The organism is Clostridium sp. AM34-11AC (assembly GCF_003435375.1).
Lineage (GTDB): Bacteria > Bacillota > Clostridia > Lachnospirales > Lachnospiraceae > Pilosibacter > Pilosibacter fragilis.
In genome coordinates, this window is sequence record NZ_QWGL01000001.1 from 340,015 (window position 1) to 362,083 (window position 22,069).

Annotated in this window: 20 protein-coding genes and 1 other annotated feature; of the genes, 4 read left to right on the top strand and 16 right to left on the bottom strand. The window is 48.1% G+C overall.

Going from position 1 to position 22,069, the window contains the following annotated elements:
- Window positions 1-10: 10 nt before the first annotated feature.
- A complete protein-coding gene (locus tag DW826_RS01550; RefSeq protein ID WP_117551817.1) occupies window positions 11-493 on the bottom strand; it encodes a hypothetical protein in 483 nt (160 codons plus the stop codon).
- Window positions 494-650: 157 nt separating this feature from the next.
- Here DW826_RS01550 and DW826_RS01555 point away from each other — a divergent pair, with 157 nt between their 5' ends.
- Window positions 651-1,376: a response regulator transcription factor gene (locus tag DW826_RS01555; protein ID WP_117551818.1), complete on the top strand. Its 726-nt coding sequence runs from the start codon at window positions 651-653 to the stop codon at window positions 1,374-1,376.
- 386 nt (window positions 1,377-1,762) lie between these two features.
- A complete protein-coding gene (locus DW826_RS01560) occupies window positions 1,763-2,803 on the top strand; it encodes a HAMP domain-containing sensor histidine kinase (protein WP_181967951.1) in 1,041 nt (346 codons plus the stop codon).
- Window positions 2,804-3,119: 316 nt separating this feature from the next.
- On the opposite strand, the gene DW826_RS01565 is transcribed toward DW826_RS01560, so the two are convergent.
- The 3 genes from DW826_RS01565 to DW826_RS18150 all read right to left on the bottom strand — a co-directional run bounded on the left by DW826_RS01565 (window position 3,120) and on the right by DW826_RS18150 (window position 6,084).
- Window positions 3,120-4,376 (bottom strand): amidohydrolase, encoded by a 1,257-nt coding sequence (locus DW826_RS01565; RefSeq protein ID WP_242994023.1) that lies wholly within the window; start codon window positions 4,374-4,376, stop codon window positions 3,120-3,122.
- A gap of 335 nt (window positions 4,377-4,711) precedes the next feature.
- A complete protein-coding gene (gene tyrS, locus DW826_RS01570) occupies window positions 4,712-5,935 on the bottom strand; it encodes a tyrosine--tRNA ligase (RefSeq protein WP_117469058.1) in 1,224 nt (407 codons plus the stop codon).
- Window positions 5,936-5,940: 5 nt separating this feature from the next.
- Window positions 5,941-6,084, bottom strand: coding sequence for a hypothetical protein (locus DW826_RS18150; RefSeq protein ID WP_181967952.1), 144 nt, complete (start codon window positions 6,082-6,084; stop codon window positions 5,941-5,943).
- 46 nt (window positions 6,085-6,130) lie between these two features.
- Window positions 6,131-6,405 (bottom strand) — a binding site (T-box leader).
- 235 nt (window positions 6,406-6,640) lie between these two features.
- On the opposite strand from DW826_RS18150, the gene uraA reads away from it, so the two are divergent.
- Complete coding sequence (gene uraA / locus DW826_RS01575; protein WP_117551821.1) at window positions 6,641-7,894, top strand: uracil permease; 1,254 nt, start codon at window positions 6,641-6,643, stop codon at window positions 7,892-7,894.
- 93 nt (window positions 7,895-7,987) lie between these two features.
- Here the strand turns inward: uraA and DW826_RS01580 are convergent, their stop codons facing one another.
- The 4 genes from DW826_RS01580 to DW826_RS01595 form a co-directional block, all read right to left on the bottom strand.
- Entirely contained in the window at window positions 7,988-8,896 is a 909-nt protein-coding gene (locus tag DW826_RS01580; RefSeq protein WP_117551822.1) for a hydroxymethylglutaryl-CoA lyase, read from the bottom strand.
- Window positions 8,897-8,935: 39 nt separating this feature from the next.
- On the bottom strand, window positions 8,936-10,129 hold the full coding sequence (locus DW826_RS01585; protein ID WP_117551823.1) for a CoA transferase: 1,194 nt from the start codon (window positions 10,127-10,129) through the stop codon (window positions 8,936-8,938).
- Between the two features lie 72 nt (window positions 10,130-10,201).
- Window positions 10,202-11,455: an SLC13 family permease gene (locus DW826_RS01590; RefSeq protein WP_117483485.1), complete on the bottom strand. Its 1,254-nt coding sequence runs from the start codon at window positions 11,453-11,455 to the stop codon at window positions 10,202-10,204.
- Between the two features lie 356 nt (window positions 11,456-11,811).
- Entirely contained in the window at window positions 11,812-13,722 is a 1,911-nt protein-coding gene (locus DW826_RS01595; protein ID WP_117483486.1) for a sigma-54-dependent Fis family transcriptional regulator, read from the bottom strand.
- Between the two features lie 230 nt (window positions 13,723-13,952).
- Here DW826_RS01595 and DW826_RS01600 point away from each other — a divergent pair, with 230 nt between their 5' ends.
- Window positions 13,953-15,215, top strand: coding sequence for a M20/M25/M40 family metallo-hydrolase (locus tag DW826_RS01600; RefSeq protein ID WP_117551824.1), 1,263 nt, complete (start codon window positions 13,953-13,955; stop codon window positions 15,213-15,215).
- Window positions 15,216-15,350: 135 nt separating this feature from the next.
- On the opposite strand, the gene atpC is transcribed toward DW826_RS01600, so the two are convergent.
- The 8 genes from atpC to atpB form a co-directional block, all read right to left on the bottom strand.
- Complete coding sequence (gene atpC, locus DW826_RS01605; protein ID WP_117513781.1) at window positions 15,351-15,755, bottom strand: ATP synthase F1 subunit epsilon; 405 nt, start codon at window positions 15,753-15,755, stop codon at window positions 15,351-15,353.
- An 11-nt stretch (window positions 15,756-15,766) separates the two neighbouring features.
- Entirely contained in the window at window positions 15,767-17,158 is a 1,392-nt protein-coding gene (gene atpD / locus DW826_RS01610) for a F0F1 ATP synthase subunit beta (RefSeq protein ID WP_117469054.1), read from the bottom strand.
- 162 nt (window positions 17,159-17,320) lie between these two features.
- A complete protein-coding gene (gene atpG, locus DW826_RS01615; protein ID WP_117551825.1) occupies window positions 17,321-18,196 on the bottom strand; it encodes an ATP synthase F1 subunit gamma in 876 nt (291 codons plus the stop codon).
- Window positions 18,197-18,211: 15 nt separating this feature from the next.
- The gene (gene atpA / locus DW826_RS01620) at window positions 18,212-19,714 is read right to left on the bottom strand and encodes a F0F1 ATP synthase subunit alpha (protein WP_015553056.1); all 1,503 of its coding nucleotides are present in this window, start codon (window positions 19,712-19,714) and stop codon (window positions 18,212-18,214) included.
- Window positions 19,715-19,813: 99 nt separating this feature from the next.
- Window positions 19,814-20,362, bottom strand: coding sequence for an ATP synthase F1 subunit delta (gene atpH / locus DW826_RS01625; RefSeq protein WP_117483490.1), 549 nt, complete (start codon window positions 20,360-20,362; stop codon window positions 19,814-19,816).
- Entirely contained in the window at window positions 20,350-20,865 is a 516-nt protein-coding gene (gene atpF, locus DW826_RS01630; protein WP_117551826.1) for a F0F1 ATP synthase subunit B, read from the bottom strand. Before atpF ends, atpH begins: the two co-directional genes overlap by 13 nt.
- Window positions 20,866-20,934: 69 nt before the next feature.
- The gene (atpE, locus tag DW826_RS01635; RefSeq protein WP_015553054.1) at window positions 20,935-21,189 is read right to left on the bottom strand and encodes an ATP synthase F0 subunit C; all 255 of its coding nucleotides are present in this window, start codon (window positions 21,187-21,189) and stop codon (window positions 20,935-20,937) included.
- A 114-nt stretch (window positions 21,190-21,303) separates the two neighbouring features.
- Entirely contained in the window at window positions 21,304-21,996 is a 693-nt protein-coding gene (gene atpB / locus DW826_RS01640; RefSeq protein WP_015553053.1) for a F0F1 ATP synthase subunit A, read from the bottom strand.
- Between the last annotated feature and the right edge of the window lie 73 nt (window positions 21,997-22,069).

Genomic DNA, 22,069 nt, shown 5'->3' on the forward strand with positions numbered 1-22,069 from the left:
TTTCCTCCACTTATTGCCCGGAAGAAAGAAGATCATCAATCTGTTTCCAAATGCTATTGATCTCTTTCAGCATTTCCAGACGTTTTTCCTTTTCTTTTTCTGCTTCTTTTAATTTTAGGATTGCTGTGTCAAAATCTTTGTTCTCGGCAGCCGCCTTCGCTTCTGCGCGAAGATTCTTTACCTGGGAATCCCCGTTTTCCTCACGGATCGTTTTTATTTTCCCATGAAGTGTTTTTGCCTCTTTCCACACTTCCTTGTCAACCGGAAGCTCTCCTGTCTCCTTTTTGTTCAGATGAATATTCTTGAAATGTTCCTTGATAGTTTTATTGGATTCCCTGAGAACATCCATCTGCTCCTCCATCACTTTCATCTCAGTACGGATCGGTTCCGCTTCCGCCCTATATTCTTTTCTTGTCTCAGCCGCAAACGCAGAGAAGGACATGATTGCAGTAAGCGATAACGCCGCGCATAAAATTTTTAAACTCTTCTTCATCTTGTTACCTCCATCAGTAAATTATTTTATGTGTTTATCATACCGTTATCCCTATGTGCATTACCAGTTCACCTGTGTGGCAAGAATGTGGCAATCATTTACGGTTTTAAACTTTCATGTTAATATGAAAACATAAATACAAACGAGGTAATTTATCATGTCAAAACTGATCTATGTAGTAGATGATGAGTCAAATATCCGTACAATGATGCAGCTATTTCTTGAAAATGAAGGCTTTACAGTAGAGACGTTTAAAGATGGTCAGGAAGCCTGTCAGGCCTTTTCCGCAAAAGAACCCGATATGCTGATCCTCGATATCATGATGCCCGGAATCGACGGTCTCAGTCTATGTACCTATTTCCGTCGTCAAAGCCACGTTCCCATTATTTTTGTATCTGCCAAAGATACGCCGCTCGACCGTGTTATGGGAATCACTCTCGGAAGCGATGACTATATTACAAAGCCCTTTCTTCCATTAGAGTTCGTTGCGCGGGTAAAGGCATTATTCCGCCGGTCTGATCCACACTTTTACGATGCCGGCATGACCGATCCTGTCACTCGGTTTGTATGTGGAAATCTGGTTCTTTTTCCTGTCAGCCACAGAGTCACAATTCAGGAACATGATCTCAATGTAACACCGACAGAATTTGATTTTCTGCTGTATATGATACAACGGGCAGATAACGCTGTTTCTAAAAAAGAATTAGCCGAACAGGTCTGGCATTTTCAAGGTCCTGATCCGGAAGCAGATATGCCGGAGGATTTTATTAAACGACTTCGAAAAAAACTACTTTCGTTCGGATCTACTGCCCTGATCGAGACGGTATGGGGCTTTGGTTATCGAATGGGCGAACGAAGGCCAGAAGGGATCGAATCAATATGATTGGAAAGAGTATCCAGACACGTTTATTTTCTGCAGTTTTTCTCGTGATTTTTATGATGACTTTCGGAGTCGGAATCACCTTTTTCCTTTCTTCCCGCTGGTATGTACAGTACACTGCCAGGAAAGAAACAGAGCATCTGATCAGGATGGTTCAGTCGGAGTCGGATCGTTTGAGCACTGACCCGGCTTACACTTCTTCAGATTCTAAGGAAAATACGCGCGAATCTTCAAAAGCTTTGCTTCGTTCTGTCCGGCTGCAGCTCAGAGATCAGCCTTATAATGGTATATTTCTGATTTTTAATTCCAAGCAAAAACTTGTCTTCCCTAAATCCAGTAATGACCGGAATATTTATCCGATATCTGCTTTGGAGGAACAGTGCCGCCGGATGATCCAGTCAGGTGAACTGATTTCCGGAAAAACGTCCCGGATTTTACTTTCTGAAGACTTCTGGTACATCAGTATGTATGTGTTTCCGTCCAGTACACCTGTGCGGGCAAAGTATTTTGTTTCTGTTGTCCAAATTCCGGATTCATCTGTTTTCTGGAATTATACATGGAAATTGTATCTTGCGATTTTAATCGCTTCTGTGTTTTTATCATCTTTTTTAGTATGGGGAATTGCAAGAACCATCTCTGTCCCGCTCCGGCATCTTTGTCTCCAAATCCAGAGGATCAATGGAGAAACAGACGCACAGATCCATGATTCCTATTCTTTAAATGAACTGGAATCTTTAAAACGATCCTATAACCAGATGGAAGAAACGATCCGAAGATCCGAGGAAGAAAAAAGACAGTTTTTTCAAAACGCTTCCCATGATCTGAAAACGCCGCTTGCGTCTATCACCGGGTATTCCCAGGGAATCGTTTCCAATGTCATAAAGGATCATCAGAAAGCTGCCAGTATCATTCTTTCTGAAAGTCTGCGCATGACTGACCTTGTAGAAAGCATTCTTTCTCTCTCAAAAATGGACAGTCACACATTTGACCTTCATCCGACAGATCTGGAAGTAATGGAGTTTCTTGATGAGTGTGTGGATATCATGAGTACGATCCGAAAGGACTGCGTGATACATCTTGAAGCTGAACGCCCACTAATGATCCACACGGATCCGGAATTGTTGAAGCGGGTGATACAAAATATTCTTTCAAATTGTCTGCGATATGCCGATCACGAGATTCTGATCCGTATGAGTACAGATGGTAACTCGCTGATCCTTCTGATACAGGATGATGGTCCGGGATTCCCGGAGAAAGATCTCCCTCATATTTTTGAACGTTTTTATAAGGGTAATGGTGGAAAAAATGGAATTGGTCTTTCGATTGTATGGACCGGCATCCACTATCTTGGCGGATCCATTACCGCCGGAAACCGCGCTGTGCCGGAACACGGGGCTTATTATCAGCTTTTATTTCCCCTGTCTTTTTAACCGAATCAAGTAAGTCCTAGCTTCAATTGCGAAAAGCAATAAGCAGTGGGTGGGGACTTGCTTGTATCAGGAGGAGTGCAAGCTCCTTCTGATAAACTGCGGAGCAGTTATTCGGTTATGAGCAAGCAGCGAAGCGGATTGCGAATATCCGCTTGACAATTGCCAATCTCTCGTACAAACACAGGCTTTAACTCAGTACCCACGTATGTACGCAAAAAGACCGGCATATCAAATTTCTTCTTGATAAACCGGTCTTTTTATTGCTATTCGGCCTTTTTATCCATTAATGGATAATTTTTTACTATTTCTGCAACTTCTACAGGTTTCTCTCAACCAGATTCTTTAAGGTTCCCTCGAACGGCTTGAACGGAATCTCCTTGTCGTAGTTTAAGAAATCTTTCACATATCCAAGTGCTGCTGCAACACCGTAGATCATGCCGCGCTCATCCACATCGAATTCCGGTGTGTGATGGTTTGCACCGGTTCCGGCCTCCTCGCTCTGGATACCTGTGAAGGTGATGATACCCGGCCAGAGCTTTAAGCATGCCTGCATGCTCTCAGATGCCATCCACGGCTGTGCAACCGTAACAGCATCCTCACCGATATATTTTCTTACTGCGTTCTTCGCGATCTCGCTGCAGACTGCGTTGTTCTGGCATTCGAACAGTGGATCCGGCATATGAAGAATTTCATATGTACACTGGCAGAGCTCGCACTCTTTCTCAACTACATCCATCATCTGTTTTACAAACGGAGCGCCTGCACCGTCAACATTGAAGGTACGGATCGTACCGCCGAAGGTCAGCTCGTCCGGAATAATGTTGCGGACGGTTCCGCAGTTTACGAAACCAACGGAGCAGGTCAGGATATCCGTCGGAGCCACATATTTCATGCGGATCATATTGATATGGTTATAGATATTGTTGAAACAGTCTAAAACACTGTGGGCAAGATCCGGACGGGATCCGTGACCGGCCTGGCCATGAAGCTTGATGATAAATCCGTATGCACCGGAGAATACCGCGCCCGGCTCCGCGGAGATCGTTCCTGTCGGAACATCCCATTTTACATGTGTTGCCATACAGGTATCGATCTTTAATTTCATTGTCTCAACGGCATACGGAAGTAAATTTCTGATATTTCCGCCAGCTTCCTCGCCGCGCTCAAAGAGGAGGACGATATTGCCGTTTAAGTCTTCCTTATTCTCGTTTAAGATCTTTGCCTCAGCGAGAAGCATCGCTGTGTGGGCGTCATGTCCGCAGGCGTGGGAGATTCCATCGTTCTTAGAGATGCAGACCTTTTCCTTTGTGAGGTTTGTCTTGCTCTCCTTGATCGGAAGTGCGTCCATATCGGCACGAAGAAGAACGGTTTTTCCAGGTTTTCCGCCGTGGATCTGTCCGATAATACCACCTTCCGGAACGACTACATACTCGATTCCCAGCGCATCGAGCTCAGAGGCAATATATTTTACTGTCTCGTACTCAACACCGCTGTTTTCCGGATACTCGTGCATATGTCTTCTGATTCTTACCATGTAGTCGAAATTTTTCTTAGCTTCGTTTAAAATATCCATGTTTTCTCCATTCCGGCGGAACCGCTTCGTCATTTACCGACAGCGCAGTTTGTCCGTCTCTTCAGTTTTGGATTTTCAATAACTGCTCATATCTTCACAGTCACGATCTGAAAATGTCTGTTTCCAGACATCTCTATATTAGCATGCGCAGGGAACTAATTCCAGTCCCCTGCGCAGCTTATTTTTTATTTAACGTTACAGTACACGGGCACTCCATGCCCGCGCACTGTAATAGGATTTTGCCGATGCTTCGCATTCCGAATCGGCAAAATCCGCAGTCATAACGGTATCATACGGAATTGTCAGTTCAGAAAATTCCTCCCTATGAAAAGTAACTATTTAACTACAACGCGTCTGAAGTTCTTCTTACCGCGCTTTACAACGATTCCTTCACCGGAAAGCTGCTCTTTCGTGTATACAGACTTAATATCCTTCACGATCTCACCGTCTACGGAAACGCCGCCCTGTTCTACGTTTCTTCTCGCCTCAGAACGTGACGCGCAGAGGCCGGATTTCTGTACGATGGAAAGGAGGTCGATCGAACCATCAGAAAGATCTGCGTCGGAAAGTTCTGCTGTCGGCATTTCTGCCGCAGCGCCGCCTGCGAATAATGCACGTGCGCTCTCCTGTGCTTTCTTTGCTTCCTCCTCGCCGTGAACAAGGCTTGTAAGCTCGTATGCAAGGATCTCCTTCGCCTGATTTAACTGGCTGCCTTCCCATTTGTCCATCTCATCGATCTGCTCAAGCGGAAGGAATGTGAGCATGCGCAGGCACTTTAATACATCTGCGTCGCCGACGTTTCTCCAGTACTGGTAGAACTCAAACGGAGTTGTCTTATTCGGATCAAGCCATACAGCGCCGGACTGGGTCTTACCCATCTTCTTGCCCTCAGAGTTTAAGAGCAGTGTGATCGTCATTGCATGAGCGTCCTTGCCGAGTTTTCTTCTGATCAGCTCTGTACCGCCGAGCATGTTGCTCCACTGGTCATCGCCGCCGAACTGCATGTTGCAGCCGTATCTCTGGAACAGCTCGTAGAAGTCGTAGCTCTGCATTAACATGTAGTTGAACTCTAAGAAGCTTAAGCCCTTCTCCATTCTCTGCTTGTAGCACTCCGCGCGGAGCATGTTGTTGACGGAAAAGTGCGGTCCGATCTCTCTTAAGAAATCAATGTAATTTAAGTTCATGAGCCACTCAGCGTTGTTTACCATCATGGCTTTTCCTTCGGAGAAGTCGATGAAACGGCTCATCTGCTTCTTAAAGCAGTCACAGTTGTGCTGAATTGTCTCAACCGTCATCATAGTTCTCATATCGGTACGTCCGGACGGATCTCCGACCATTCCGGTGCCGCCGCCGATCAGCGCGATCGGCTTGTTTCCAGCCATCTGCAAACGTTTCATTAAGCAGAGTGCCATGAAATGTCCCACATGAAGGCTGTCCGCAGTCGGGTCAAAGCCGATGTAGAATACGGCTTTTCCTTCATTGACCATTTTGCGGATCTCTTCTTCGTTTGTGACCTGCGCGATCAAGCCGCGGGCCTGTAACTCTTCGTAAACTCCCATTTTGTCTACTCCTTTTCTGTAATTTTCTGCGGATATTCGTTTCTTCCGCCTGTGTTGGTCTTTATATGAAGACCTGCTATCCGGACGAAGCGTTCTTTCTCCTGCTGCCTGACTCTTTCAGTCTCAGTCCAGTCCGGCAACTCCGGCACTGAACATTCTCCTTGCAGGTACAAAAAAGCCCCGTCCCTTGTTTCCCAAAAGGACGAGGCATACGCTCGTGTTACCACCTGATGTTCCCGAAACGCTCACACGCTCCGGCTCATGGAGTCCTCATCATAAAAGACCCCGGCATTTCTAACGGGTACCAGTTCCGTCACAGCCTACTCACATTCTCCGGATATCTCCGTTCACGCTTTCGGTGTGCAGCTCCGGGATGTATTCAGAAAAAGAAGTCCGCGCGCCTCTCATCCACCGGCAGCTTTCTGTGCGGAGCAGGTCATTTTCCTACTTGTTCCCTTCATCGCTTTTCCATTATATACCGCATGCTTTAACGCGGCTATATGGGTCATTATATGGAGATTCCAAAGCTTTGTCAAGAGCGGAAGCCCAGAAATTCGTTAACTTCATATCCTTTCCTGCAATTTCCCCCTGATTTTTTCTGGACAAATAACAGGAATGTGATAGAATAGAAAAAATGCCTGAAACCGGGAACGTCCGGCGCAGGCGCAAGTACTAAAAAACCAATTATTCTCAAGGAGGTCCCGTATGGAAAGCCATAAGATCATTCAGGTGGACGAAAAGGTTCCCTTTAACCTTCTGATCCCCCTGAGCATCCAGCACATGTTCGCCATGTTCGGCGCATCCGTTCTCGTTCCGTTCTTATTCGGAATCAATCCCGCGATCGTTCTTTTCATGAACGGTGTCGGAACTCTCATGTTTATCTTTATCACAAAGGGAAAAGCTCCCGCCTATCTCGGTTCCAGTTTCGCATTTCTCGCCCCGGCCGGCATCGTGATCGCAAAATTCGGTTATGAATATGCCCTCGGCGGATTCGTTGCCGTCGGTTTCGTCGGATGTATCCTCGCATTCATCATTTATAAGATCGGATATAAATGGATCGACGTCGTTCTCCCGCCTGCTGCCATGGGGCCGGTCGTAGCCCTGATCGGATTGGAGCTCTCTTCCAGCGCGGCAAGCAATGCGGGACTCTTGGACGAGACCATTGATCCGAAGAATCTGATCGTGTTCCTCGTAACACTTGGCTTTGCCGTTTTCGGTTCTGTCCTGTTCCGGGGATTTTTATCTGTTATCCCGATCCTGATCGCCGTGATTGCCGGATATGTCGCTGCCGTTGCATGTGGGAGCGTTGATTTCTCTGCGGTTGCCGCTGCCCCGATCTTTGCGATCCCGAACTTCACCGCTCCAAAATTTAATATGGAAGCGATCATGATCATCATGCCGGTCATCCTGGTCATCACCTCCGAGCATATCGGTCATCAAGTTGTAACAAGTAAGATCGTCGGCCGCGACCTCTTAAAGGATCCGGGACTTCACCGCAGCATCTTCGGTGACAACTTCTCCACCATGGTCTCCGGACTCATCGGTTCCGTACCGACGACCACCTACGGTGAGAACATCGGCGTTATGGCTGTCACAAAGGTTTACAGTGTTCAGGTCATCGCCGGAGCAGCCGTGATCTCCATCATCTGCTCCTTTATCGGGAAATTATCGACCCTGATCCAGACGATCCCGGGACCGGTCATCGGCGGAATCTCCTTCCTGCTCTACGGTATGATCGGAACCTCCGGTCTCCGTATTCTGGTCGACTCCAAGGTCGACTACGGCAAAAACAGAAACCAGGCCCTGACTGCCGTGATCTTTGTAACCGGCCTCTCCGGGATCAAGGTGAATTTCGGCAATGTGCAGCTCACAGGTATGGTCCTTGCATGTGTTGTCGGCATGATCTTAAGCCTGATTTTCTATATTTTTGATAAGATGAAGTTTACAAATGATCAGTAAGTTTTTTTGAAAACAAATCCTTTTTGTAATGTAAAAACGCCCTGGGCTTCAAAATGAAAGCTCAGAGCGTTTTTTGATATGGTCGAAATGACTTTAATATTTACACGGGGTTTCCTGTTCAATATGGATATGATGTCCGCTATAATTTCCAGGAATATGATCCACCTGATATTTCGCCGCTGCCAGTATCCTTGAGAAATTGACACCGGTCTCATATCCCATCTCGTTTAACATCCAGATCATATCCTCTGTAGACAGATTTCCGGATGCACCCGGAGCGAACGGACAGCCGCCTAAGCCGCCAAGTGCAGACTGAACATTTGTGATCCCGCACTCGATCGCTGCCATGGTATTGACCATTCCAAGTCCGCGGGTATCGTGGAAATGTACCTGTATATTTAAGGTCGGATATGCAGCCTTTAAAGCATTGATCACAGCCTTGACCTGTGCAGGATCTGCGATTCCGATCGTATCACACAGGCAGCAGGTCGTCATGCCGGCATCTTCGTAATCCTTCAGGAATTTTACAACTGCCTCCGGATCATCATATTTTCCTTCGAACGGGCAGCCAAATGTTGTTGCAAGATCCACTACAACATCCAGATCCGGGTAAGCGGTACGGATCTCTTTATAAGCCTCTAATGACTGCTCATGGGTACGGTTGATGTTCGCTTTGTTATGGCTCTTGCTCAGGGATACGACATAGCAGACCTTTCTTAACCCAAGCTCATAAGCATTCTGTGCACCGCGCAGATTCGGTACAAGGGCAAGCAGATCCAAATCCGGATATTTTTTCAGCACAGCCTCTGTAACTGTCTTTGCATCTGCAAGCTGCGGGATCGCCTTTGGGCTTACAAACGATGTATATTCTATATGTTTAACACCGGCAGCCACCATTTTATCAATGACTTCCAGTTTTAATTCTGTGGCAATCGGCGGTGCGCATTTCACACTTTGAAATCCATCGCGCGGACCAACTTCGATCACTTCAATTTTGCTCATAGTTCAAATCCTCTCTTTCTGTAATCTCTCACGCTGCCTTTAGATCGTGCCATTTGCCTTCAGCTCATTCAGCTTCGCAGCATCAAGTCCAAGGAATTCGCCGTAGATCTTCTCATTGTCCTCTCCAAGCAGCGGCGCAGCCTTACGCGGATATGCCTTTGTTCTTGTCAGATGCTGAGGAACTGCAGTGATCTGTAATTTGCCGATTCCTGGCTGGTCGATCTCCGGGAACATCTCTCGTGCTCCGGCAATCTGAGGATCCTTTACCAGACGGTCAATGGTGTTGACCGGGCATGCCGGGCAGCCCGCATCATTCAGTAATCGATCGATCTCATCAATGGTATAATTCTTTGTCCATGCACAGATGATCTCACGCATCGCTGCATGGTTCTGAACACGGTCCTTGATCTCGGTAAAACGCGGATCTGTCTTAAGCTCCGGCTGCTTCATGACATCGCAGAGCAGTCCGTACAGCTTATTATTTCCTGCCGCAATTACGACATCTCCATCCTTTGCCGGGAATACATCGTACGGATAGGTGGATTCATAACGGTTACCGATTCTCTGCGGAATGCGGCCTGTAGCCTGATAGATCATGGTGATATTTTCCATTGCCGATGCAACAGAATCGACCAGTGCCACATCAACCTTCTCTCCAAGTCCTGTCTTCTGCTTATTGACCAATGCCGCTAAAATACCGATCGTCATATTTAATCCGCCAAGCACATCACCCATCGGAGTTCCGACACGGGTCGCCGGACCATCCGGCCATCCGGTCGTGCTCATCAGACCGCCCATTGCCTGACCTACGATATCATAGCCTGCACGCTTGCTGTAAGGGCCTGTATGACCGAATCCGGAAACGGCTCCGTAAATGATGCCCGGATTTATTTCTTTCAGGACATCATATCCAAGACCCAGCTTCTCCATCGTACCCGGACGATAGTTTTCAATTACAATATCAGCCTTCTTTACTAATTCCTTGAAAATTTCTTTTCCTTCCGGATCCTTGAGGTTCAGGGTGCAGCCCAGCTTGCTGCGGTTGAAGTTTGCATAGTAAACACTGTTATTATTAATGAACGGCCCCATTTTACGGGTATCATCGCCGCCCTTTGGATTTTCCAGCTTAATCACAGTTGCTCCCATGTCTGCCAGCATCATGCCACTGTAAGGACCGGCTAAAACACGGGTCAGGTCAAGAACAATTACGCCATCTAAAAGATCTTTACTCATAAAGTACACCTCGTCCTTCTGTAGATTCTCTCTATTGTCATATATTTACGGGTTCAAATTTTTTCTGCTGCCTTATAAAATGTTATATACTCCAAGCAGTCCGGCAAGAACGGTCAGAAACAGAAGTAATCCGGATAAACCAAACATCTGAATGAAAAGCTTATTCTCTTTTTCTTTTGTGAAATCCGGATCGGTTGCGTTCGCTGCCATGATCAGGCTTCCTCCGGTAGATGCTGGGCTGAAACCTGCAAACGAAGCAGTCAGGCACATAATTGTAATAAGTCCATCCGGTTTGACACCAACCTGTGCTGCGATCGATCCAACGGTCGGCACCATGGTCGGCCACACAACACCAATAGCTGAACTAAACCAGGAAAGGATTCCTGCTGACAATCCCTGGATCGCTACTGCTGTCTTCGGTGTCATGATCGATGCCAGACCGTTGGACATCAGATCAACACCGCCAACATCGGAAACAATGTTCATCAGCATTCCGATACCGGTAACCATCAATAATGTGGACCACGGAACTCCTTTTATTACAACCTTTTCATCCGCCACATTCGCAAGCAACAGGACAACTGCCACTGCAAATGAGATCAGACCGACATTCCGTTTGAAAAATGCACTGGCAACAATCATAGCTACAAAACCGGCTAATGTGAGGATCTGTTTCTGAGTAAAACCAGAGAGGATCTCTTTTTCCTTGCTCTGCGGTTCTTTGATCTGAAAGCCTTTAAAAACCAGGAAAATAATGACGGATAAAATGATCGTGGTTACTGTGGCGTAAATCAATGTGTGCTCCTGATATCCTGTAATTCCCTGTTCGCTGGCAAGATTATAGATCAGAACGCTTTCCGGCGTGATCGGTGAAAATCGTCCTGCCATAGATCCGATCTGACCGATCGCTGCCAGCATCACCGAATTGTAACCGGTGCTTTTTCCGAGCGGCAGGCTCAATGCCGCTGCAATTCCAAGTGCCGGAACACAGCCAGGACCGATCGCTGCGACGATATATCCGATCAGGTACATAATGATTGGAGCAAAGAGTACGTGACCACCGGTCAGGCGCAGGAATTTTTTTGCTGCCAGCTCCAACGTACCGTTATTGGTCGCGATGGTACAGAGTAAAGAAACTCCCAGCAGCATGATAAAGGTACTGGAACTGAATCCCTTGATGATCGCAGAATCAGAATAACCGGCAACTGAACCAAAGATAGCTGCTGCAAGAATCGCAATCAATCCTACGTTTTTCTTTAATACGAAACCAATTGCGATACACGCGATCAAAATGATCAGCGATATGAGTGCAATACTATTACTCATTTTTTATTTCCTCCTATTTCTGTTCTGTTTTACATGGCCTTATAAAACAGGAACTTTTAAATTCTTGCTACGATCGTTCGCTTCTGCCTTACTATACAGCAATCTCCGTGCCAATTTTTACTTATGCAGTCAGAAAATAATTTGCATTCGTCATTTTGCCAAGTAAGGCCTGAATAAAATTATGCAAAACACACAAAAAACCTCTGCAAATTTGCAGAGGTCCTTCTATACGCAACGCTTCTTTTTTCATTTTTTCTTTTCTGGCATTACAGATTTCTGTCGCAGCTTTTTGATACAGTGTGTCTTATTTAAAACACATTGATACACTTTGAGACACTTTTGTGACATTCCATCGATTATTTCAACCGGCGATACAGGGTACTGCGGCTGATTCCAAGCTCTTTTGCGGTACGGGAAGCATTTCCGCCGTTCCTCCGCAATGCGGTCAGCACAGCTTCCCGATCAATGATCGCCCCAGCTGTCTCAACCTGCTTCTCTTCAGGTAATAGGATTTCTTCTTTCTGCCATTCATTGTAAAACGCTTGAAATACCTCCTTTTCCGGAACTCCCTGATGTAGTAATAATGACACGCGTTCTACCAGATTATTCAACTCCCGGACATTTCCCGGCCATGGATAATCCTGACATCTCCTTAAAATATTGAAAAATGCCTGCTCCTCCTCTTTCGAACGCTCCGGCATCAATCGATCGTAAATACGACCGGCAATCTCCTGATAATCTTCCTCCCGATTCCGAAGCGGAGGAACGACAACGCTCAGAACATTCAACCGGTAATACAGATCCATTCGGAATTTTCCTGCTTCCACCAGCTGGAGCAAATTGCGGTTGGTGGCTGCAACAACACGGATATCCACAGGGATTACCGTATCGTCCCCGACACGCCGTACTTCCTTTTCCTGTAAAACACGAAGTAGCGGTGCCTGAAACTCCAATGGCAATTCTCCAATCTCATCCAGAAAGATCGTCCCGCCATGAGCCGTCTCAAACAGTCCCGCTTTTCCTCCTTTCCGTGCGCCGGTAAAGGAGCTGTCTGCATAGCCAAACAGTTCTGATTCTAACAAATTCCGGTTCAGTGCCGTACAGTTGATCGCAACAAAAGGTCCTTTACGCCTTGGACTTGCATTATGGATGCTCTGCGCAAACATCTCTTTTCCGGTTCCTGTCTCTCCGTAAAGCATGACCGTCAGGTTCGAATCCGCATACTTTTCCGATAGACGTTTTGCTTCCACAATCGCAGGGGAATGTCCCAAAATATCCGAAAAACAATATTTGGCTATCAACCCTTTTTCATGCAGCTTAATACGGATATTCCGCTCAGCTTTCTGAAGTGTTTTGATATCCTGAAACGTCGCCACAACGCCTTTGATCTTTCCTCCCACCCGGATGGGAACTCGATTCGTAGAAACGAGCGTCCCATGAATGTTCATCATTTGTCCAATCTCTGCTTCTCCGCTTTTCAGAACACTTGTTAACTGTGTATTTGCCAGTACGTCCTCGATCAATCGACCTGCAAACGGAGGGCGGGCCGGCCGGAGCATCTGTTCTGCGATCTGATTTGTCACACTGATCCGTCCGGTTTCATCCACTGCAATGATTGCATCATGAGTATAGTCCAGAATATTCTGGTAACGTTCCAATTGGATCTGGAGCTGCTCCTGCTGTCTGGCATTCTCCTGCTGCGCGGTATAAAGCTGCATCGCGGTCTCCAACGCATGTAAAATAGATGCGTCTGAGCTTTCCACACGGATGTAAGGCAATCCATACATTTTTGCAAAACGCTCCGATACAACGCCTCCTAACCCCCAGACAGCTCCATCAGCTATCGCCCGCTGAACTGCACTTTGGCAGCTCAGACTGTCTGAAAAGCAGTAATGTCTCATTCTGAGATTCAATAAATAGCAGATGGTACGCAGTTCATTGCTGATCTCTTCTTCAAATGAAAAGAATGCAATGAGACCCTGTTCATTTCGCAGCTGCTGGATCGCCGGAATATAGTCCGATGCTTCACTTGGAATGTTCACAACGTGGATATTCAGACTTTTACACAGGAGATCTCTCGTCCCACGTCGGCTGATAAACAGATAATCATCCTGTTCCGACAACCTCTTTGCCAGCGAAACGGCTGACTCCAGATCTGCAACCTCTACTCTGATGTTCATTCCCTGACGCGTGATCAGGGCTCTGGCACGCTTTGCCAAATTTTCAGTCGGCGATATCAGGCATATTTTTGTTTTTCTTTCTGTCATTGTTTTCCTTTCTTAAAACTTACAATTACACGATATTATACAATATTGATCCAATGTATTTCTTTAAATAGTCATAAAGTTCAAACTAATCAAAAAACAGTGTTTTTATCATGTATTTGTTTGTTCAAAATAATCTGCGGCAATATTATACATCATCCAAATCGTATTTACAAATTAAATTTTTTGCGCTATGATATGCCATATCAAACAGAAGAAAGGATGGTTCCCACATGAAAGAAGCGATTCAGACACTTATAACGTCCGACAAGATGGCTCACGCCTTCGAATACCTGAAACAGGATGAAGAGCACACCATCGACCAGCAGATCGAGCTTGTTCAGATCTCCTCCTTCAGCCCATTTGAGGAGAAGCGCGCGATCCGTTTTAAAGAGCTTCTGACCGAGGCAGGTCTCGATCCGGTGATGGACGAGGTCCACAACGTGTACGCCCATATCCATGGAACCGGTAATGGTCCGACTCTCTATGTCTCCGCTCATCTGGACACTGTATTCCCGCCGGAAACTCCGCTCCCGGTGAAACGCGAAGGAACAAAGATCTACGCACCCGGAATCGGCGATGATACCCGCGGACTGGCTGAGATCCTTACGCTGGCAAGAGCCATCAAAGAATCCGGCTTAAAACCAGTTGGAGATATCATTATCGGCGGCAACGTCGGCGAGGAAGGTCTCGGAGACCTCCGCGGCATGCGCCACTTCTTCTCGAAAAACGCCGACAAGGTTGACGGTTTTATCTCCGTTGACGGTGCAGGCTGCCTGATCTGCCACGGCGGCACCGGAAGCCACCGCTACGAGGTAACTTTCCGCGGACCGGGGGGACATTCCTTCGGCGCCTTCGGTCTTGTAAACCCAATCTTTGCCATGGGGCGCGCCATCTCCTATATCTCTGAGCTCCGCACCCCGAGAGAACCGAAGACTACCTTCTCCGTCGGTGTCGTAAACGGCGGAACCTCCATCAATGCCATCGCGTATGAGTGCTCCATGCTTGTCGATATCCGTTCCAACGGCTTAAAGGAGCTTGAAGAGCTTGATGCAAAGCTTCAGGAGTGCATCAAACGTGCAGTTGAGGATGAAAATAACCGTTGGGAAACCGAGCGTTCCTACGAAGAATCTAAGGACAGCTTCGATCACAACGGACGTATCACTGTGGAAGTAAAACAGATCGGAAACCGTCCGGCAGGAAGCCAGCCGAAGGACTGTGAGATCGTGAACGCCACAGCCTCTGCGTTCCAGGCATGCGGCGAAGATGTAGAATTCGAAAGCGCAGGAAGTACCGATGCAAATATCCCGATCAGCCTCGGGATTCCTGCGATCTGCGTCGGCGGAGGCGGAAAAGGCGGTGCCTGCCATTCCGTCGACGAGTGGTATGACAGCAAAGACGCCTATAAGGGATCTCAGAGAGTCCTCGCGGCGATCTTCGCGCTTGTGGGACTCGATGGAGTAAGTGAGCCGCTGCTTTCCAGACGGAAAAAATAAGCTCCGCGCCAAAATACCTTTGTCTCCAACATCATAAAATAAAACAGCATGCCGGAAAGTCTCCTGTAAGTCCTGCTTACAAGCGTTCTTCCCGCCATGCTGTTTTATTTTCCACTGCGTTTCACAGTTCTATCTTTAGTTTCCATCCACCAGCGACAGTCTCACCAGAGCCCGCTTCAAAGCGGCTTCAGCGCGGTCAATATCGGTCTGTGGATTCTTTTCCGCCAGACGTCTCTCTGCGCGGATCCTGGCTTCATTGGCTCTCTTGCCATCGATGTTTTCCGGCCACTCGCAGGATTCCGCGAGGATCGTTACCTTCTCCGGCAGGATCTGTAAAAATCCGGAAAGCAGCGCCGCTTTTTTCACGCCGTCTGCCCCGTGGATCTTAAGAACGCCCGGTGCAACCGCGACGACCATCGGGATATGCTTCGGATAGATTCCGGCTTCCCCGTCTGCCGTGTTGAGCTCCACCATCGAAACCTCTCCGTCGAAAAACGCCTCATCCGGCGTAACGATCTGAAGTCTCATCATTTCCGCCATGTCCACACCCCCTATTTCACGCGGGCGAGAACATCATCAATATTTCCTGCGTTGAGGAACAGATTCTCCGGAATATCGTCATGTTTGCCTTCGAGGATCTCCTTGAAGCCCTGGATCGTCTCGGAAAGCGGAACATAGCGGCCTTCCAGACCGGTAAACTGTCCGGCTACGAAGAACGGCTGGGATAAGAATCTCTGAATCTTTCTCGCACGGGATACGGTAAGCTTATCTTCCTCGGAAAGCTCATCCATACCGAGCATTGCGATAATATCCTGAAGCTCCTTATATCTCTGCAGCACTTCCTGTACGCCGCGGGCAACCTTATAATGCTCCTCACCAACAATACGCGGATCAAGGATACGGGACGTAGACTCAAGCGGATCTACAGCCGGGTAAATACCAAGCTCTACGATGGAACGGCTGAGTACGGTCGTCGCGTCCAGATGGGTAAAGGTATTTGCCGGAGCCGGGTCTGTTAAGTCATCGGCCGGAACGTAAACTGCCTGTACAGATGTGATGGAACCGTTCTTTGTGGAGGTGATCCGCTCCTGGAGAGCACCCATCTCTGTCTGTAAGGTCGGCTGGTAACCTACGGCTGACGGCATACGTCCGAGCAGCGCTGATACCTCGGAACCAGCCTGACTGAAACGGAAGATATTGTCGATGAATAACAGCACATCTTTTCCGCCTTCGTCACGGAAATACTCTGCCATGGTAAGACCGGTAAGGCCCACACGCATACGGGATCCCGGCGGTTCGTTCATCTGGCCGAACACCATGGTCGTCTTATTGATAACGCCCGAATCGGACATCTCATAGTAAAGGTCATTTCCCTCACGGGTACGCTCACCAACGCCTGTAAATACGGAATATCCGCCATGCTCTGTCGCAATATTTCGGATCAGCTCCTGAATCAGGACGGTCTTACCTACACCGGCACCGCCGAACAGACCGATCTTTCCACCTTTCTGGTACGGGCAGAGGAGGTCAACGACCTTGATACCTGTCTCAAGGATCTCTGTCTCTGTGGACTGTTCCTCAAAGCTCGGGGCTTTACGGTGGATCGGAAGCTTTTTCTCCGTTTTCGGAGCTTCTTTATTGTCGATCGGCTGTCCCAGAACATTGAAAATTCTTCCAAGTGTCTGCTCACCGACCGGCACCATGATCGGTCCGCCGGTCGCTACGGCATCCATGCCGCGGACAAGACCGTCGGTGGGACCGAGAGCGATGCATCTTACCGTATCATCACCGAGATGCTGGGCAACCTCAACCGTGAGGATCCCGCCATCCTTTGTGGTGATCTCAATGGCGTCATTGATCTCAGGCAGCCCGCCCTGGGGAAATTTGATATCCAGAACGGCACTGATGACCTGAGTAATTTTACCAATGTTTTTCTCTGCCATCTCACTTCTCCTTGTCTCTATCATAACTATTCAGCCACTCAGGCCAGCGGTAAAAATCTATCCCAGCACATCATGCCGACTGATTTCTGTCTCCTGTATGCTGTCTATTACCTCCAGCACCGCAAGTACGCAAGTCTGCCAAATAATTACTCATATTTCTTTTTAACCATCGATGGCATTCGCGCCCGCGATGATCTCTGTCAACTCCTGAGTGATGGATCCCTGACGCGCACGGTTGTACTGCAACGACAGTTTTCCGATCATCTCTTCCGCGTTGTTCGTCGCCGAATCCATTGCGGTCATTCGCGCACCGTTCTCACTGGCAACGGCCTCTAAGAATGCCCCGTAGATCAGGCTGCTCACATACTTCGGAATAATTGCGTCCAGAACTTCGTCCTCGTCCGGCTCATAGTTCATAATGAGAAGATCCGGCTTTTCTTCTTTTACTTCTCCCTTTGGCCCTGCTGCCGCAAGATCCACCGGCAGAAGCTTTAAGAACGTCGGGATCTGGCTTACGGTATTTTTGAACGCCGTGTACGCCAGATAAATCTCTCCGATCTCATTCTTCTCAAACATGGCTAAAAGCTCTTTTGAGATCTGCTGCGCGTCGGAGTAGAGCGGCTCGTCGATCACATCGGAGTAATCCGCTTTGATCTCATAGCCTTTCCTTGCGAGTCCGTCGCGTCCTTTCCGTCCGATCGCGAAGATGAGGGCGTCCTCTTTCGGGATCCCGCTCTCCGTCACGAGACGGATGATGTTGGAGTTATATCCGCCGGCAAGTCCGCGATTGGAAGAAACGACGACAACTGCCTTTTTCTTCGAATCCCCGCTCTTTAGATAGCGGTGCCGGATCCCGGTGGATTTCTTCAGCATCTCCTGGATCGTCTGGTACATCAGATTGAAGTACAATCTCGAATTTTCCGCCTTCGTTCTGGATTTCTGGAGTTTTACAGTGGCAACAAGTTTCATGGCTTTGGTAATCTGCTCGGTACTCTCAATACTGGATTTCCTTCGTTTAATATCTCTCATGGTTGCCATGATACATCACCTGCCTTATCTTGCTGCCTTGCACTCTTCAATAGCTTTTTTCAGCAATTCTTCAGTCTCCGGTGTCAGCTGCTTCGCCTCGCGGATGCTTGCCGGGATCTCCGGATACTTTGTATCGATAAACTTAAACAGTTCCTTCTCGAAATCAAGAACCTGATTTGTCGGAATATCGAGGAGATATTTCTTTGTCGCCGCATAGATAATGATGACCTGATACTCGACCGGCATCGGCTGATACTGCGGCTGCTTTAAAACTTCACGGATGCGTTCGCCCTGGGCTAGCTGTTCCTTCGTGCTGGCATCAAGTTCGGAACCGAACTGGGCGAAGGAAGCGAGCTCGCGGTACTGGGCAAGCTCCACACGGATCGGGGCAGCGATCTTCTTCATCGCCTTGATCTGTGCCGCGCCGCCAACTCGGGATACAGAAAGACCCGCATTGATCGCCGGGCGGAAACCGGAGTTGAACATCTCGGTCTCTAAGTAGATCTGTCCGTCTGTGATGGAGATGACGTTTGTCGGAATGTAGGCCGATACGTCACCCGCCTGCGTCTCGATGATCGGAAGTGCGGTAAGGGAACCGCCGCCAAGGTCATCGGAAAGTCTGGACGCACGCTCTAACAGTCTGGAATGCAGATAGAAAACATCGCCCGGATATGCCTCACGTCCCGGCGGTCTCTTAAGAAGCAGGGACAGGGTACGGTATGCCGCCGCATGCTTACTTAAGTCATCGTAAACGACAAGAACATCCTCGCCGTTCTCCATCCACTCTTCACCGATTGCGCAGCCGGAATACGGGGCAATATACTGTAACGGGGCAAGGTCGGAAGCTGTTGATACGACAAGCGTCGTGTAATCCATCGCACCGAACTCCTCAAGAGTTTTCACGATTGTCGCAACTGTTGATGCTTTCTGTCCAATTGCAACATAAATACAGTGAACTCCCTGTCCCTTCTGGTTAATAATCGTATCGATCGCGATCGCCGTCTTACCAGTCTGACGGTCGCCGATAATAAGCTCACGCTGTCCGCGTCCGATCGGAACCATGGCATCGATCGCCTTGATACCTGTCTGAAGCGGGGTATCTACGGATTTTCTCTCGATAACACCGTGGGCAACACGCTCGATCTTTCTGAATTTATCCGTAAGGATCGGACCTTTTCCATCGATAGGCTGTCCTAAGGCATTCACGACACGTCCTGTCAGGGCATCGCCCACAGGAACCTCAACGACACGTCCTGTCGTCTTTACGGTGTCTCCCTCACTGATGCTTGAGGAATCACCGAGCAGAACCGCTCCGACGTTGTCCTCCTCAAGGTTTAACACCATGCCGTAAACCTCTCCCGGAAATTCCAGAAGTTCTCCCTGCATGGCATTCTCAAGACCGTGGATTCGTGTAATGCCGTCCGCTACCTGGATGACAGTACCCACGTCAGAGACTTCCAGCTTCGTCGAATATCTTTCGATCTGCTCCTTGATGACCGAGCTGATCTCTTCTGGTTTTAAATTCATTTGAGGTCTGCACCTTCTTTCTTTTTCCATTTCATCACGTAACTGTTCAGTATTATTTCTGCTGCCGGACTGCTGTCTCCGGTCCCGGATCCGCCGGGATCACGCCAGCTGCAGCTTCATTAAGTCTCTCCGGATCTCCCCGAGTCTTGTCTTGATGCTGCTGTCCACCACGCGGTCACCGATCCTGATCACGAGTCCTCCGAGGATCGCAGGATCAACGCTATAGGTAACCTCCAGACTCACAAAAGCTGTTGTCTCCAAAAGCTTCGCCTCCGTATGGGCCTTCTGCTCCGCGGAGAGTTCCACCGCACTTGTGACAGTTACGATACCGATCTTTTTATATTCCTTTACACGATTCACAAAATAGTCGAGGATCTTCGGGAGCTCCTTCTGCCGTCCCTTTTCGATCACGGTCTCAAGAAATCCCATCAGGTCATCGGAAACTCTTCCTTTAAAGATATTTTCCACAACCTTTAACTTCTCTTCTTTTATGATCTGCGGATGGTTCAAAAATTGTACAAGGTCTGCATTCTCCATGAGGATCGTCTGCAGTGACTGTACTTCCTCATATACGGGCGACAGCATATCCCGCTCCATGGCAGCTTCAAACAGCGCGTCGCCGTAGACCTTTGACACTAACTTTGCCATGTGCTCTCACCCATTTCCTTTAAAGTCTCCTCGATCAGGGAATCCTGGATCTTTACATCCATGGAAGCGGCAACCGCCTTCTCTGCCATCAGGGACGCAATGGAAACGATCTCCGTCTTCATGTCCTCAAGCGCTTTCTTCTTCTCCAGCTCGATCTCCCGGTTTGCCCGGTCAACGATGCGGTTTGCTTCCTCTCTCGCTTCCGATAAGATATCAGCTTCCTGCTTTTTCGCTTTTTTTCTCGCTGCGTCGAGAATTTCCTGCGCCTCTTTGTCGATGGACTTTATTTTATCCTCATACTCTGCTTTCAGCGTGAGCGCGTCTTCGCGGCTCGTCTTTGCCGTTTCCAGATCGCCCGCGATCCGCTTTCTTCTTTTTTCCAGTACTTCACGCGCCGGATTAAAGAGGAAATACGACATTACAAAGAACAGGATAAAAATATTGATTCCCGTGATCACAATGTCGTTGATCCATTGAGGGTCAAAATTTATTAACCGTTCCAAGGTCTCATCTCGCCTCCTTTACAAACTTCCGCGCATACCCGGAAGTTTTTTTCTGTTCCCATATCCGGATCAACCGAACGGCTTAACGAACATAAGGATAATGGCAACAACAAGACCATAAAGACCGGTCGTCTCGGCAACGGCCTGTCCAAGAAGCATGGTCGATGTAATATCAGATTTCGCGCCCGGGTTGCGGCCGACTGCAGATGCGCCGAAACCAGCGGCGATACCCTGTCCGACACCAGGTCCGATACCGGCGATCATCGCGATACCGGCGCCGATTGCTGAGCAAGCATGGATCAAATCCTGTCCTGTAATATTCATAGATAAAACCTCCTGTAAAAAAAATTTTATAGCTGTCATTCACAGCTACAGGCAAAATCCTTTCCGATCGACTGCGTCGATGGGGTCCTGCCTTCCCTGTTCCGCCCTGCGTTCCTACAGTTTATCATTTACATAGACCATAGTCAGCATGCAGAATACGTATGTCTGGATGCACCCGGAAAACAGGTCGCAGTACACATGAAGTGCGGCCGGAATACCGATTTTTAATAAGACCGGCATCATTCCGTACCAGAGACCCATGATAATAACTCCGGACAGCATGTTCGCGAACAGACGAAGGGAGATCGAGATCGGATTCGCAAATTCACCGATCAGATTGATCGGGAACAGCACCGGGAGAGGTTGAAACAGTCCCGTAAAGTGTCCGACACCATGATTTTTGATTCCCTGATACTGTACGATCGCAAACGTGACCAGACCAAGAAGGAACGTAACACCAAAGTCGGCAGTAACCGTTCTCAGGCCGAACAGACCACTCAGGTTGCAGAACAAAATAAACAGAAAAATCGTTCCGATATAGTTCGCAAACCGGTTCGCTGAACTGCCAAGAATCCCCGTGGTCATATTTTCCAGCATTTCCATACCGAATTCGATGATATTCTGGAATGTTCCAGGTACATCCGTCGCATGTTTTAGAGCACGGTTCGCGGCTATCACCAGAATCAGCAGAACGATCGTAACGATCGTCATTCCAACCGTTGTTGTCGTCAGCCAGAGTTCATGACCGAAGAGATGGTATTTCACGATCCCGTGGATCATGAAATCAGCACCACTGCCACCACTCATTCTTTTTCCTCCTTTCCTTAAGACTCTTGAAAGACTGCTGTCTGTTCCAAAACAGCAGCGTATAAGGCTCTAT

What these genes read in the sequence shown, in the direction of transcription:
- DW826_RS01550 (WP_117551817.1), bottom strand. Translation starts at nt 493, where the DNA reads ATGAAGAAGAGTTTAAAAATTTTATGCGCGGCGTTATCGCTTACTGCA.
- DW826_RS01555 (WP_117551818.1), top strand. Translation starts at nt 651, where the DNA reads ATGTCAAAACTGATCTATGTAGTAGATGATGAGTCAAATATCCGTACA.
- DW826_RS01560 (WP_181967951.1), top strand. Translation starts at nt 1,763, where the DNA reads ATGATCCAGTCAGGTGAACTGATTTCCGGAAAAACGTCCCGGATTTTA.
- DW826_RS01565 (WP_242994023.1), bottom strand. Translation starts at nt 4,376, where the DNA reads ATGGATATTTTAAACGAAGCTAAGAAAAATTTCGACTACATGGTAAGA.
- tyrS (WP_117469058.1), bottom strand. Translation starts at nt 5,935, where the DNA reads ATGGGAGTTTACGAAGAGTTACAGGCCCGCGGCTTGATCGCGCAGGTC.
- uraA (WP_117551821.1), top strand. Translation starts at nt 6,641, where the DNA reads ATGGAAAGCCATAAGATCATTCAGGTGGACGAAAAGGTTCCCTTTAAC.
- DW826_RS01580 (WP_117551822.1), bottom strand. Translation starts at nt 8,896, where the DNA reads ATGAGCAAAATTGAAGTGATCGAAGTTGGTCCGCGCGATGGATTTCAA.
- DW826_RS01585 (WP_117551823.1), bottom strand. Translation starts at nt 10,129, where the DNA reads ATGAGTAAAGATCTTTTAGATGGCGTAATTGTTCTTGACCTGACCCGT.
- DW826_RS01590 (WP_117483485.1), bottom strand. Translation starts at nt 11,455, where the DNA reads ATGAGTAATAGTATTGCACTCATATCGCTGATCATTTTGATCGCGTGT.
- DW826_RS01595 (WP_117483486.1), bottom strand. Translation starts at nt 13,722, where the DNA reads ATGACAGAAAGAAAAACAAAAATATGCCTGATATCGCCGACTGAAAAT.
- DW826_RS01600 (WP_117551824.1), top strand. Translation starts at nt 13,953, where the DNA reads ATGAAAGAAGCGATTCAGACACTTATAACGTCCGACAAGATGGCTCAC.
- atpC (WP_117513781.1), bottom strand. Translation starts at nt 15,755, where the DNA reads ATGGCGGAAATGATGAGACTTCAGATCGTTACGCCGGATGAGGCGTTT.
- atpD (WP_117469054.1), bottom strand. Translation starts at nt 17,158, where the DNA reads ATGGCAGAGAAAAACATTGGTAAAATTACTCAGGTCATCAGTGCCGTT.
- atpG (WP_117551825.1), bottom strand. Translation starts at nt 18,196, where the DNA reads ATGGCAACCATGAGAGATATTAAACGAAGGAAATCCAGTATTGAGAGT.
- atpA (WP_015553056.1), bottom strand. Translation starts at nt 19,714, where the DNA reads ATGAATTTAAAACCAGAAGAGATCAGCTCGGTCATCAAGGAGCAGATC.
- atpH (WP_117483490.1), bottom strand. Translation starts at nt 20,362, where the DNA reads ATGGCAAAGTTAGTGTCAAAGGTCTACGGCGACGCGCTGTTTGAAGCT.
- atpE (WP_015553054.1), bottom strand. Translation starts at nt 21,189, where the DNA reads ATGAATATTACAGGACAGGATTTGATCCATGCTTGCTCAGCAATCGGC.
- atpB (WP_015553053.1), bottom strand. Translation starts at nt 21,996, where the DNA reads ATGAGTGGTGGCAGTGGTGCTGATTTCATGATCCACGGGATCGTGAAA.